General features: G+C 72.8%; 14 protein-coding genes. 8 read left to right on the top strand and 6 right to left on the bottom strand.

All coding sequences use genetic code 11. The features are described from left to right. Positions 1 to 2 precede the first annotated feature (2 nt). Positions 3 to 941 (top strand): DUF5926 family protein, encoded by a 939-nt coding sequence (locus ABD709_RS10610; protein ID WP_344775110.1) that lies wholly within the window; start codon positions 3 to 5, stop codon positions 939 to 941. Between the two features lie 18 nt (positions 942 to 959). Here ABD709_RS10610 and ABD709_RS10605 read toward each other — a convergent pair whose 3' ends face one another. Continuing rightward, positions 960 to 1,409 carry a carboxymuconolactone decarboxylase family protein gene (locus tag ABD709_RS10605; protein ID WP_344775108.1) on the bottom strand — a complete coding sequence of 150 codons (450 nt, stop codon included), beginning with the start codon at positions 1,407 to 1,409 and terminating at the stop codon, positions 960 to 962. A gap of 125 nt (positions 1,410 to 1,534) precedes the next feature. Here ABD709_RS10605 and sigJ point away from each other — a divergent pair, with 125 nt between their 5' ends. Continuing rightward, positions 1,535 to 2,443 (top strand): RNA polymerase sigma factor SigJ, encoded by a 909-nt coding sequence (gene sigJ / locus ABD709_RS10600; RefSeq protein ID WP_344775106.1) that lies wholly within the window; start codon positions 1,535 to 1,537, stop codon positions 2,441 to 2,443. A gap of 26 nt (positions 2,444 to 2,469) precedes the next feature. On the opposite strand, the gene ABD709_RS10595 is transcribed toward sigJ, so the two are convergent. The 4 genes from ABD709_RS10595 to ABD709_RS10580 form a co-directional block, all read right to left on the bottom strand. Next, positions 2,470 to 3,501 carry an adenylate/guanylate cyclase domain-containing protein gene (locus tag ABD709_RS10595; RefSeq protein WP_344775104.1) on the bottom strand — a complete coding sequence of 344 codons (1,032 nt, stop codon included), beginning with the start codon at positions 3,499 to 3,501 and terminating at the stop codon, positions 2,470 to 2,472. A 4-nt stretch (positions 3,502 to 3,505) separates the two neighbouring features. Further along, entirely contained in the window at positions 3,506 to 3,877 is a 372-nt protein-coding gene (locus ABD709_RS10590; RefSeq protein ID WP_344775102.1) for a Crp/Fnr family transcriptional regulator, read from the bottom strand. Between the two features lie 83 nt (positions 3,878 to 3,960). After that, positions 3,961 to 5,172 carry an arginine deiminase gene (locus ABD709_RS10585; RefSeq protein WP_344775100.1) on the bottom strand — a complete coding sequence of 404 codons (1,212 nt, stop codon included), beginning with the start codon at positions 5,170 to 5,172 and terminating at the stop codon, positions 3,961 to 3,963. 27 nt (positions 5,173 to 5,199) lie between these two features. Beyond that, a complete protein-coding gene (locus ABD709_RS10580; RefSeq protein ID WP_344775098.1) occupies positions 5,200 to 6,030 on the bottom strand; it encodes a prephenate dehydratase in 831 nt (276 codons plus the stop codon). 59 nt (positions 6,031 to 6,089) lie between these two features. On the opposite strand from ABD709_RS10580, the gene ABD709_RS10575 reads away from it, so the two are divergent. Further along, positions 6,090 to 6,485 (top strand): DUF4446 family protein, encoded by a 396-nt coding sequence (locus ABD709_RS10575; RefSeq protein ID WP_344775096.1) that lies wholly within the window; start codon positions 6,090 to 6,092, stop codon positions 6,483 to 6,485. A gap of 1 nt (position 6,486) precedes the next feature. Here ABD709_RS10575 and ABD709_RS10570 read toward each other — a convergent pair whose 3' ends face one another. After that, on the bottom strand, positions 6,487 to 8,064 hold the full coding sequence (locus ABD709_RS10570) for a bifunctional phosphatase PAP2/diacylglycerol kinase family protein (RefSeq protein ID WP_344775094.1): 1,578 nt from the start codon (positions 8,062 to 8,064) through the stop codon (positions 6,487 to 6,489). 53 nt (positions 8,065 to 8,117) lie between these two features. Here ABD709_RS10570 and ABD709_RS10565 point away from each other — a divergent pair, with 53 nt between their 5' ends. From ABD709_RS10565 to ABD709_RS10545, 5 genes are all read left to right on the top strand, one after another. Beyond that, the gene (locus ABD709_RS10565; RefSeq protein WP_344775092.1) at positions 8,118 to 9,119 is read left to right on the top strand and encodes an aldo/keto reductase; all 1,002 of its coding nucleotides are present in this window, start codon (positions 8,118 to 8,120) and stop codon (positions 9,117 to 9,119) included. 288 nt (positions 9,120 to 9,407) lie between these two features. After that, positions 9,408 to 10,685, top strand: a complete 1,278-nt coding sequence (serS, locus tag ABD709_RS10560; RefSeq protein WP_344775090.1) for a serine--tRNA ligase — start codon at positions 9,408 to 9,410, stop codon at positions 10,683 to 10,685. Beyond that, the gene (locus tag ABD709_RS10555; protein WP_344775088.1) at positions 10,678 to 11,523 is read left to right on the top strand and encodes an HAD family hydrolase; all 846 of its coding nucleotides are present in this window, start codon (positions 10,678 to 10,680) and stop codon (positions 11,521 to 11,523) included. The genes serS and ABD709_RS10555 overlap by 8 nt, the downstream gene beginning before the upstream one ends. Next, positions 11,520 to 11,999: a GNAT family N-acetyltransferase gene (locus ABD709_RS10550; protein ID WP_344775086.1), complete on the top strand. Its 480-nt coding sequence runs from the start codon at positions 11,520 to 11,522 to the stop codon at positions 11,997 to 11,999. The genes ABD709_RS10555 and ABD709_RS10550 overlap by 4 nt, the downstream gene beginning before the upstream one ends. A 44-nt stretch (positions 12,000 to 12,043) precedes the next feature. After that, a complete protein-coding gene (locus ABD709_RS10545) occupies positions 12,044 to 12,784 on the top strand; it encodes a hypothetical protein (RefSeq protein ID WP_344775084.1) in 741 nt (246 codons plus the stop codon). Positions 12,785 to 12,797: the final 13 nt, after the last annotated feature.

Genomic DNA, 12,797 nt, shown 5'->3' with positions numbered 1-12,797 from the left:
CCATGGCCAAGCGTTCCCGGACCAAGTCCGCCCCCGCGCCCGCAGACGCGTCCGGCATCGGGCCGCGCCAGCCCTGCCCCTGCGGCTCGGGCAAGCGCTACAAGGCGTGCCACGGCGCGCCCGGTGGCGGCCAGGTCTTCGTCAAGCGGCCGTTCGAGGGGCTCCCCTCGGAGTGCGACATCGTCGCGATGCGCGAGCTCGTGCCCGCCGCGACCGCCCCGCTCCCGCTGCAGGGCGAGTACGCCGACCGCACCGTCAAGCTCTGCACGCTGCTCCCGGCCGCGACCCCGGCGATGGTGCGCGAGAGCGGCGAGGTGTGGCTCGGCCTGCAGGTCCAGCACGACTTCGGCGACGTCGCGCGCGACCTCGGTGCCGTGCTGCTGGAGGCGCTCGCCGCCGAGCCGGGGGCCGGAGCGGTCGGCCTGACCGAGCCGCCGGGCGAGGGCCCGCGGATCCAGGACCTGGTCGCCGACCAGCCGCTGAGCATCACCGTGCACGAGGGCTTCGACTACTGGGTGGCCGACATGGAGGAGTCGCCGGAGCTGCGGGCGGCGCTCGAGCAGGCGGAGGGCGCGGCCGCCCCGACCAGCCGGCTGACCGAGGTCGAGGCGGCGTACTGGACCCGGATGGGCGCCAAGGAGCACCTGCGCTGGGTGATGCCCGAGCCGGAGGACCAGCTGCTCACCGCGCTCGCGCGGCTGCACGTCAGCGGTGCCGACGTCATCGTGCCCGATGCCCGGCTGGTGGGGATGTTCCGCGCTCACGGGCTGCTCGCGCCCGTGTGGGACCTCCCCGTCGGCACCGGGCCGGAGCCGCTCGAGGACGCCGCGTCGGCGTTCAAGACCGCGCTCGACAAGGCGCTGGCCGACGAGTCCGACCTCACCGCGGAGGAGCGCAGCGCCAGGTCCGGCCTGGCGAACCGGCAGGTCACGATCCGCTGACGCCGCGCCCCGGCGGCCTCAGGGCGCGACGGGGTAGTGGCTGGTGATCGCGATCCGGTTCCACGTGTTGATCGTGATCGCCAGCACCGTCACGGCCGCGACCTGCTTCTCGTCGAGCACGGCGGCGACGTCGATCGACGGGGAGCCGGCCGTGTGCTCCTCGCCGATCCGGGTGATCCGCTCGGTGAGCAGCAGCGCCGCGCGCTCCTGCTCGGTGAAGTACTGCGACTCCCACCACGCGGCCACGAGGGCCAGTCGGTCGGTGGTCTCGCCCTTCTCGAGGGCGTCACGGGTGTGCATCCGCAGGCAGTAGGCGCAGCCGTTGATCTGCGACGCCCGGACCTTCACCAGGTCCACCAGCAGCGGGTCCAGGCCGGCGGTCTCGGCCGCCTCCTGGGAGGCCTTCTCCGCGGCGAGCTGGGCCTCGTAGACGGCCGGGAACAGCTTGAGGTCGACGCTGGGCAGCACGGTTGTCTCCTTCGGGAAGTGCCCGGACGGTCCGGGACGTTCGACTGATCGACGAGCCAGCGCGGCGGATCGTGAGGTCACCCGGCTCACACTCCCGGTGGCCGGCTCGTCAGGATGGTGTGGACATGCCCCCAGGACCCGACGGAGCACCCGTGGACGACCTCGACGCGGTGATGGCGGAGCGGCGGCGGCTGATCGCGCTCGCCTACCGGCTGCTCGGCACGGTCGCGGAGGCCGAGGACGCGGTGCAGGAGACCTACCTCCGGTGGTACCGCCTCCCTGCCGAGGAGCGCGCCGCCATCGAGAACCCCCAGGCCTGGCTGACGCGGGTCGCGAGCCGGGTGTGCCTCGACGTGCTGAAGTCGGCCCGCAGCCGGCGGGAGGAGTACGTCGGGGAGTGGTTGCCCGAGCCCGTACCGGCCGGGCACCTGGTCGCCTCGGTCGCGACCGACCCCGCGGACCGGGTCACCCTCGACGACACCGTCAGCACCGCGCTGCTCGTGGTGCTCGACGCGATGACCCCGGCCGAGCGGGTCGCGTTCGTGCTGCACGACGTGTTCGCGGTGCCGTTCCCCGAGATCGCCGACGTCGTGGGGCGCTCGCCCGCGGCGGTCCGCCAGCTGGCGACCTCCGCGCGCCGCCGGGTGGCCGAGCAGCGCGAGGGCGTGGTGCGCCCCGCCGAGCACGACGCCGTGGTCCGCGCGTTCGTCGCCGCCGCGTCGGGCGGTGACCTCGACGCCCTCGCCCGGCTGCTCGACCCGTCGGTGACGCTGCGCTCCGACGGCGGGGGCCTGACCCGCGCGGCGCTGAACCCGGTGCTCACGGCGGACAAGGTGGCGCGGTTCCTGGTGGGGGTGCTGAAGAAGAACCCGCGCCTGCGGCCCGCCGAGAAGGAGACCGCCGACGGCCTCGGCTTCGCGCTCCTCGACGGCGACCGGGTGCACGCCGTCGCCAACCTCCGGGTCGCGGGTGGCCTGGTCACCGATGTCTGGCTGGTGCTGCACCCGGGAAAGCTGAGTGGCTGGCGCGGCTGAGGGCCGCGCGGCTGCGCGCGGCGTGGTCAGGACGAGCGGGGCCGGAGGCTCCAGGCCTTGAGTCGCGAGTAGCCCTTCACCGACAGCCGGCGCAGCCGGCGCAGGCGGTAGGGAGCGTCGTGGTCGTCCTCGTCGCGGGCGTCGTCGTCGTCGTGGTGCTCGCGCCCGGTCAGCTGCAGGTAGGTGCCCTCGTCGATGAGCACCGTGCCGGGCCGGGCGACCGACGTGAGCCGGGAGGCGATGTTGACGACCGGGCCGAACACGTCGCCGAGCCGCAGGACGACGTCGCCGTACGCGACGCCGGCGCGCACCGACGGGAAGGGGTCGTCGGGGTCCTCGCCGCGGTGGGTCAGCTTGCACGCGATGGCTGCCGCCTGCTCGGCGGTGTCCGTGACGAGCAGCAGCTCGTCCCCGATGTTCTTGATGATCCGGCCGTCGTGCTCGAGGACCGTGTCGAGCGCCGCGCTCTCGAAGTCCTCGAGCCACGACACGAGCTCGCGGTCGGTCATCGTCTTGGACCGGGAGGTGTAGCCGACGATGTCGACGAAGCACACCGCCCGGTGCGCCTCTCCGGACGCGCTGACCATGACTCGCGACCAGGCGCCCATCAGGTGCCGCTTCCACACGATCGACTGCAGGTCCTCGACGAGCGGCAGCACCTGCTCCGACAGCGCCGTCACCCCCTCCGCGAGGTCGACGCCGAGGTCGGCCGAGACCTCGGTGAGCAGGTCGACCTGCCACTCCGCGAGCCGGGCGAAGCTGCGGCCCCAGGTGCGGACCAGGCCGTCCTGGCGCTCCTGGTCGAGGATGCCGAGGTCGATCAGCGCCTTGGTGTGCTGCAGCGACCGGACGTCGGTCTCGGTGAACGCCACCTCGTCGTCGTCGGAGTGTGGGAAGCCGAGCAGGTGCCAGAGGTGGGAGGCGTCCTCCAGGGCCACTCCCGCGCGCTCGCACACCTCGACCCGGGTCAGCGACGGATGGCCACCGAGCAGCAGGTCCTCGAGCGCCTCGAGCGCGGCGGCGGGCGCAGCGTCGTCCGGTGGTCCGGGCTGAGTCACACCGTCACTCGGACGGCATCCGGGACTGCGCGACCTCCTGCAGAGCCTGGTGGAAGCTCGGCATGTCCTCGTCCAGCTCCCGCAGCGTCTCGTCGGTGAGGTGGATGGTCTCGAGCGGCGTGAGAGCGACGACCGAGGCATTGCGGAGCTTGTGGCCGACGATCGCGGCCTCGCCGACGATGTCCCCGGGGCCGATCTGCGCGATCTCCTTGCCGTCGCGGCGGACCGAGACGGTGCCGGTCAGGATGATGTAGGCCTTGTCGGCGGGCGTGTCCTCCCAGATCGGGGACCACCCGGACGGCAGCTTGACGCGGCGGCCTGCCCCGCTGATGCGTGCCACCTCTTGCGGAGTGAAGTGCTCGAAGAACGTCGCCATCGCTGACCCTTTCCCTGCTCTCCCCATGACGCGGAGTCGCGCTTGGGCCGACCCTATCGACAAACGGCGGTCAGGTCAGTGCGTCACGCGTCACGCGCGATCGGGCAGCTCATGCACCGCGGGCCGCCCCGGCCCGACCCCAGCTCGGAGCCCGCGATCCGGATCACCTCGATGCCGGCCTCCTCGAGGCGAGCGTTGGTCCCGTCGTTGCGCTCGTAGGCCACCGCCAGCCGGGGTGCGAGCGCCAGGGTGTTGTTGCCGTCGTCCCACTGCTCCCGCTCGGCCGTCAGCGGGTCGAGCCCGGTGTCGATCTGGTGCAGCGTGTCGATCTGCATCGCCTTGGCCGCCGCGACGAGGAACGGCTCCGGCGCCGCCACCTCGGGCCGCCCGTCCTCGCCGGGCGTCACGGCGTACGCCGTCAGCGTGTGCGCGACGTTGGGGTACATCACGACCTTGTCGACGTCGACCATCGTGCACACCGTGTCGAGGTGCATGGTCGCCCGCTCCTGCGCGATCGGTACGACGAGCACGGTGCTCGCCAGGCCACCGGCGAACACCTGGCGGGCCAGCCGCTCGGCGCCCGCGGGCGTCGTACGCTCCCCGACGCCGACGGCCACCACGCCCGGCGCGAGCAGCAGCACGTCGCCGCCCTCGACGTGCTCGAAGTGGTGACCGAGGATCCGCTCGTGCGCGGCGAACCGCGGGTGGTGCCGGTAGATCAGCTCGGTCAGCTGGGTCTCGCGGTGCCGGGCCGGCATCGCCAGCGAGGTGATCGCCACCCGGTCGCGGATCCACACCGAGGAGTCGCGGGTGAAGAGCAGGTTCGGCAGCGGGTCGATGAGGAACGCGTCGTCCGGCAGCAGGCTGGTCACGAGCTCGCGGCTGCCCAGCCCGTCGCGCACCTCGTCGTTGCGGATGCCCGCCGTCAGGTGCAGCGTCAGCTCCTCCGGCGTCGCGTCGGTGAGCAGGCCGCGGAGGTAGCCGCGCAGCGTCTCCCCGAGGTCGAGGTCGGTGAGCACGGTGTCGATCGCGATCTGCCGCGCCTCGGGCTCGCGCAGGCACTCGGTGAGCAGCTCGGTCAGGTAGAGCACCTCGACGTCGCGGTCCCGCAGCGCCTGCGCGAAGGCGTCGTGCTCGTCCTGCGCCCGCGCGACCCACGGGATGCCGTCGAACAGCAGCCGGTCGTTGTTGCGCGGCGTCAGCCGCTGCAGCTCGGGCCCGGGACGGTGCAGCATCACCGTCCGCAGGCGGCCCACCTCGCTGTCCGCACCGGATGTCTGGGAGTACGCCGCCATGGCGGCACTGTAGTCAGCCCCGGGCGATCAGCCGCGAAACGGATCGGCCGGGTAGACGCCGAGCACCTTGATGTCGGTGGTGAAGAAGGCCAGCTCCTCGAGCGCGCGCTTGAGTCCGGGGTCGTCGGGGTGGCCGTCGACCTCGGCGAGGAACTGGGTGGCGGCGAAGTGGCCGCCGACCATGTAGCTCTCGAGCTTGGTCATGTTGATCCCGTTGGTCGCGAAGCCGCCGAGCGCCTTGTAGAGGGCGGCCGGGAGGTTGCGCACGTTGAAGACGAACGTGGTCACGACCGGCCCGTTGCCCTGCGGCGCGAGCACGAAGTCCTTGGACAGCACGACGAACCGGGTGGTGTTGTGGTCCTCGTCCTCGACGTCCTCGCGCAGGATCCGGAGGCCGTAGATGTCCGCGGCCAGGGGCGGGGCGATCGCCGCCTGCGTCGGGTCGTTGGCCTCGGCCACCTCCCGCGCGGCGCCGGCGGTGTCGCCGGAGATCAGCGGGGTGAGGCCGAGCTCGCGGATCACCTTGCGACACTGGCCCAGCGCGTGCACGTGGCTGTGCACGGTCCGGATCGTGTCCAGGCTCGCCCCGGGCACCGCCATCAGCATGAACTGGATGCGCAGGAAGTGCTCCGCCACGATGTGCAGCCCGGAGTCCGGCAGGAAGTGGTGGATGTCGGCGACCCGCCCGGCGATCGAGTTGTCGATCGGGATCATCCCGAGGTCGGCCTGGCCGTTGGTGACCGCGGCGAACACGTCCTCGAAGGAGGCGCACGGAACCGCCTCGGCGTCGGGGTAGCTCTGCTTGCAGACCATGTGGGAGTTCGCGCCGGGCTCTCCCTGGTAGGCGATGCGGGCCATGGCGGCAAGGGTAGTGGCGCCTCCGCTGGTGGCCGACGCGTAACACCTACCGTGAGCACATGGCCGTCGCCCTCGCCCTCCTGGCCCTGGTGCTCGCCGCCGTCGCGTGCGTCCTCGCACTGCTCACCTGGCGGCGGGTGCGGCCGGACGGGGACCTCGGCGTACCTCCGGACCTGGTCGGGCTGCGCCGCGAGGTCGCCGCGCTGAAGGCGGAGGCCGGCGGGGCGCTGCGGCACCTGGCCGTGGTCCGCTACGACGCGTTCGACGAGATGGGCGGCGGGCTCTCCTGGTCGCTCGCGCTGCTCGACGACGGCGGCGACGGCGTGGTCCTCACCTCGATCCGCGGCCGCAACGAGGCCCGCACCTACGCGAAGAGCATCGCCGGCTGGCGCAGCGAGCAGGACCTGTCGCCCGAGGAGGTCGAGGCGGTCGACCACGCCCGAGCCGCCGGCTGACTCAGCGCGGCACGCGCACGAGCAGCCGGCCGTGGATGCACTCCATGGTCAGCTCCTTGCCGAGCCCGATCGTGTCGCCGTCGAGCTGGCGCGGCACCTCGCTGGTCGCCCGTACGACGACCTTGCGCCCGGACATCCGGGCGACCGACTCGCCCGCGTTGCTCTCGCGCCGGCTCATCACACGCAGCACGAGCGGGATCCAGCTGAGGAACTTGCGGGGGTAGAGCAGCACCACGTCGATGGTGCCGTCGTCGATCGCCGCGTCCGGCAGCAGCACCATCCCGCCCTGGAGGCTGCCCACGTTGCCGATCACGCACGTGCGCGCCCGGTGCGTCGTGAACGGGCCGTCGTCGACCGAGACCTCGAGCCGCATCGCGGGGAACATCAGGGCCTTGAGCGCCGACCAGACGTAGGCCAGCCAGCCGACCTTCTGCTTGATGTCCTCGTTGACGCCCTCCATGATCGCGGCGTCGAAGCCCATACCGGCCATCACCATGAAGTGGGTGTCCTCGATGCCGTCGCCGGAGACTGCGACCATGTCGATCGCCCGGTCCTGACCGGTCAGCGCGATGTCGATCGCGGCGCGGATGAACAGCGGGATGTCGAGGTTGCGGGCGAGCAGGTTGCCGGTGCCTGCGGGGACGATGCCGACCGGGATGCCGGTGCCGGCGAGCTCGGCGCAGACCTCCCTGACCGTGCCGTCACCGCCGCAGACGATGACCAGCTCGGCCCCCTCGACGGCCGCCTGCTCGGCCTGGCCGGTGCCGGGGTCCTCGACGGTCGTGTAGTACCAGGCCGGCTCCTGCCAACCCGACTCGAGCGCCAGCTGCCGGACGATCGACTGGAACCCGTCGACGGACTCCACCTTGATCGGGTTGAGCACCACCGCGAGCCTGCCCCTCGTGGGGAACGCCTGCGGCAGCGGCGCGGCGCCCAGGGCGTGGCTCCGGGGGAGCGGGTTGTAGAGGGTGAGCCCGACCAGCACCACGGTGACGCCGAGCAGGGTCCCGCCGACGACGTCGCTCGGGTAGTGCCGGCCCAGCAGCACGCGGTCGGTGCACGCCACCAGCACGAGGAGCACCGCGCCGGCGTACACCAGCCGCCGGACGCTGGCCCGGCGGATCAGCATCACCGCCAGCAGGACGGCGACGCCGCCCAGCGCCGCCGACGCGGACGCGTGCCCCGACGGGAAGGAACGGGAGACGAGGAAGTGACCGTGCTCCTGCCACGGTGGCCGGTGCCGGTCGGTCGCGGCCTTCAACGCGCTGTCGAGGAGGGACGTCGTCACCATGATGCCCGCGCTGAGGATCGCCGCACGCCGGTGCCGGCGCAGCAACAGGAGCAGCACGAGCAGCACGGTGTAGCCCGACATCGCCACGGTTCCGAGCGCGCGCTCGACGACCTCGAGAGGGGTCCGGAGCCAGTGCTCGTCCGCCGCCCACGCGGCCGCGGGCCGCGCCTGTCCGTCGAGATCGACCAGCCAGCCCGGGTCGACCACGACCAGGGCGGTCACGGCCGCGAGCAGCGCGAGGAAGGCGAGTGCCCACGTCAGCTGGGTACGGCGGGGGCGGTCGAGCACGCCGCGAGAATAGGCGATCACCGGCGTTGGACCCGCTTCGCTACTTTCACGGTATGAGCGACGCCACGGACCCGACCCCGCCTCTCCGCCGGCTCGGCAGCTCCGGCCTCGTGGTTTCCGCGGTCGGGCTCGGCTGCAACAACCTCGGACGGCCGGACACGGCGACCGAGAGCCAGGACGGCACCGACCGGGTGGTCGGCGCCGCCCTGGACGCCGGGATCACCTTCTTCGACACCGCCGACACCTACGGCGCGCGGCCCGGCCTGTCCGAGGAGCGGCTCGGAGCCGCGCTCCGCGGCCACCGCGACGAGGTGGTGGTCGCGACCAAGTTCGGCATGGACATGAGCGGCACCAACGGCCCCGACGGCGGCGCCCGCGGGTCGCGGCGCTACATCGTGCGTGCGGTCGAGGCATCCCTGCGCCGGCTCGGCACCGACTGGATCGACCTCTACCAGTTCCACACCCCGGACCCCGCGACCCCGATCGACGAGACCCTGGCCGCGCTCGACGCGCTCGTGCGGGCCGGCAAGGTGCGCTACGTCGGTCACTCCAACCGCTCGGGCTGGCAGATCGCCGAGGCGGATTTCGTGGCTCGCGAGATCGGCGCCGAGCGGTTCATCTCCAGCCAGAGCCAGTACAACCTCGTCGACCGGCGGGCGGAGTACGAGGTGGTGCCCGCCTGCACCGCGTTCGGCCTCGGCCTGCTGCCCTACTTCCCCCTCGCCAACGGCCTGCTCACCGGGAAGTACGCCGACGGCACCGCCCCCGAGGGCTCGCGCCTGTCCCGCACCCGGCAGCACCTGCTGGACACGGCGACCTCGCCGGAGCTCAAGCGGTACTCCGAGTTCGCCGCGGCCCGCGACCTGTCCGAGGTCGCCGTGGCGATCGGGTGGCTGCTCGCCCAGGAGCCGGTCACCTCGGTCATCGCCGGCGCCACCCGCCCCGAGCAGGTCGCCGCCAACGCCGCCGCCCCCTCCTCCTGGACCCCCACCCCCGCCGACCTCGCCGAGCTCGACGACATCTTCCCTCCCCCCGACCCCATCGCCCCGTTCTAAGTGTCGAACCCTCAGTTCGAGCACGTCGAACCCTCAGTTCGGGCACGTCGAACACTCAGTTCGGGCACGTCGAACCCTCAGTTCGGGCACGTCGAACCCGACCTTCGAGCACGTCCAACCGGCAGTTGTTGTCGCGTGGACATCCGCCGCGAGACCGAACTGAGTGGTGAACGTGCTCCAACTGACGGTTCGACGTGCTCCAACTGAGGGTTCGACGTGCTCGAAGTGAGGGTTCGACCCGGCAAACCGGTGAGCGTCGGGAGCCGGGACCCGGATAGCCTGAGCGGCATGATCGACCCCCGCATCCTCCGCGACGAGCCCGACCGTGTCCGAGCCGCCCAGGCGAAGCGCGGGCTGTCCGCGGACGTGGTGGACCGGGCGCTCGCGGCGGACACGGCGCGGCGGGAGGCGATCGCGTCGTTCGAGGCGAAGCGCGCGGAGCAGAAGCAGCTCGGGTCGCAGATCCCGAAGGCGTCGCCGGAGGAGAAGCAGGACCTGCTCGCCCGCACGAAGACGCTCGCCGCCGAGGTGAAGGAGGCCGAGGCGGCCCGCGCCGCGGCCGAGGAGGAGTGGAGCGCGGCGCTCGCCGGCATCCCCAACCTCGCGGCCGACGAGGCGCCGGCCGGTGGAGAGGACGACTTCGTCGTGCTCGAGCACATCGGCACGCCGCGGGACTTCGCGGCCGAGGGCTTCGAGCCCCGCGACCACGTCGAGCTCGGTCAGCTGCTCGGCGCGATCGACCTCGAGCGCGGTGCCAAGGTCAGCGGCAGCCGCTTCTACTTCCTCACCGGGGTGGGCGCCCAGCTCGAGCTGGCGCTGGTCAACATGGCGATGGACCAGGCCCGCAACGCCGGCTTCACCCAGGTGATCGCGCCGTCGCTGGTGCGACCGCGGGCGATGGAGGGCACCGGCTTCCTCGGGCAGGCGGCCGACGACGTCTACCGGATCGAGGGCGAGGACATGTACCTCGTCGGCACCTCGGAGGTGCCGATGGCGGCGTACCACTCCGACGAGATCCTCGACGTGGCGACGCTGCCGCGGCGCTACGCCAGCTTCAGCCCGTGCTTCCGCAAGGAGGCCGGCTCGCACGGCAAGGACACCCGCGGGATCATCCGCGTGCACTGGTTCGACAAGGTCGAGATGTTCGTCTACTCCACGCTCGAGGAGTCGTACGCCGAGCACGAGCGGCTGCTCGGCTGGGAGAAGGAGTTCCTCGACAAGCTCGAGCTCGCCTACCGGGTGATCGACGTCGCCGCGGGCGACCTCGGCCTGTCGGCGATCCGGAAGTTCGACTGCGAGGCGTGGATCCCCAGCCAGGGCAAGTACCGCGAGCTCACCTCGACCTCCAACTGCACCGAGTTCCAGGCCCGCCGGCTCGACATCCGCGGCCGCTTCCCCGACGGGACCCGCCCGGTCGCGACCCTCAACGGGACGCTGACCGCGGTCACCCGCGCGATCGTCGCGATCCTCGAGACCCACCAGCAGGCCGACGGCTCGGTCCGCGTACCGGCGGCGCTGCAGCCCTACATGGGCGGCGTCGAGGAACTCAAGCCCGTCGGTGGCTGAGGTGCGGGAGGGCTGGCAGCCCAAGCTGGTCGCGCTCGACATCGACGGCACGCTGCTCAAGTGGGTCCAGGGCGGCGGGAGCACGCACGAGGAGGTCGCGCCCGCGGTGCAGGACGCGGTGCGGCGCGTCCTCGACGCGGGCGCGCACGTGGTGCTCGCCTCCGGCCGCGCGCCGCACTCGATGACGGTGGTCGCCGACCGCCTGGGCCTGCACGACGCGGCGCCGGGGGGCGACCGTCTGTGGATCGTGGCGTCGAACGGGTCGGTGCTCGTGCGCTACCCACCGCTCGAGATCGTCCGCGAGGAGACCTTCGACGCGGCGCCGGCCGTGCGCGCCGTCCTGGAGCGGCACCCCGACGCGCTGGTCGCGATCGAGGAACGCGGCGTCGGCTATCGCGTGTCCGCGCCGTTCCCCGAGGGCGAGCTCGACGGCGAGCAGATCGTCACCCATCTCGACGAGATCGTGTCGATGCCGGTGAGCCGCGTGATCATCCGCGATCCCGAGGCGACGGCGGACGACTTCCTGCAGACGGCCGGCGAGCTGGGCCTGCACGGCACCGACTACGTCGTCGGCTGGACGGCCTGGCTCGACCTCGCCCCGGTCGGTGTCTCGAAGGCCTCCGGCCTCGAGTACGTCGCCACCGAGCTCGGCGTCGACGCCACCGACGTGCTGGCGATCGGCGACGGCCGCAACGACCTGGAGATGCTGCGCTGGGCCGGGCGCGGCGTCGCGATGGGCCAGGCGGTGCAGGCCGTCCACGACGCGGCCGATGTCACGACGGGCACCGTCGACGAGGACGGGGCGGCGCAAGAGCTGTCGCGCTGGTTCCCGGCATGACCCCGCAGCTGCCCGCAGTGATCGCCACCGAGCGGCTGCGGCTCTTCGTCATCACGCCCGCCGAGGCTGCGGACATGCGCGCCGGGCGCCGCCACGACGACCGGTGGCACGCCGACTATCCCCGGCCCGACGACGTCGACGCCGCGTCCATGGCCCGCGAGGGTGACACCTGGGGGCCGCGGCACATCGTGCTCGGCACCCGCGCGGTCGGCTCGATCGGCTGCTTCGGGCCGCCCGTCGACGGCGAGACCGAGGTGGGCTACGGGCTGGTCGAGGCGGCCCGCGGACAGGGCCTCGCGACCGAGGCGCTCACCGCCCTCGCCGCCGAGGCCGACCGGGTCGGCGTACGGCTCCGCGCCTCGGTCGCCCCCGACAACCGGGCGAGCGTCCGGGTCCTCGCCAAGTGCGGCTTCGCGGACCTGCGCGGCACCACCGCCGACGGCGAGCTGGTCATGGTCCGCCGGCAGGCCGGATGAGGCGGGCTGGCCCGCCGCTTCGGCGATCTGGTGAGATGGAGCGCGTGACCGTCCTGCTCCGTACCGCCGTGGCCCTGCTCGTGGTGGCCCCGACCGTCGCGCTCGCCGGACCCTCGACCCCGGCCCGGGCGGCCCAGCCGGCGCCGGCTGCCCGTTCCGGCGCGTGCATGGAGCTCGCACCGGACGACCTCGACGCGACCCTGCTGCAGTCGTACGCCGACGCCGCCGACGACGTGTTCGCCGGGAAGGTGCTCGACCGGTCCACGCACGTGGGCAAGGTCAAGCGCTCGGGGCACAAGAAGCCCCGGACCTACACGCACACGGTGCGGGTGGACAAGGTCTTCCGCGGCGACCTCGGCTCCGGCGACCGGGTCATGCTCCTCACCAACGACGCCGGGGCGCAGCACGGGCTCGGGCCGCTGAAGGTCGACAGCACCTACCTGTTCTTCACCACCGACGTCGAGACCGGCCCCGGGGACGGCATCCCGAGCCCGACCGGCGGTGCTTCGGGCGGCGGCGGCAAGGACGTGGCCACGGTGATGGCCGTCGACTGCGCCGGGACGACCGCGCTGCCCGACGGCCTGAGCGCGCGGCTGCGCGACCAGGTGGACCAGCTGCTCGCGGGCGACAGCGCTCCGAGCGCCGAGCCGGTGCTCTCCGACCCCGCGGGCGGTGCCTCCGAGCCGCCGGCGCTGAGCCGGACGATCGCTCCCGGCATCGCGCTCGCGCTGCTGGGCGTCCTCGGCCTGGTGCTGTTCTCGTGGCTCGGCCGCCGCCGGGCCTGACGAGGAGTCTCGC

The sequence above is a fragment of the Nocardioides panacisoli genome, from assembly GCF_039537325.1.
GTDB classification, from domain to species: domain Bacteria; phylum Actinomycetota; class Actinomycetes; order Propionibacteriales; family Nocardioidaceae; genus Nocardioides; species Nocardioides panacisoli.
Note: the sequence above shows the minus strand (reverse complement) of the source record. Positions and strands in the feature narration are given on the sequence as shown.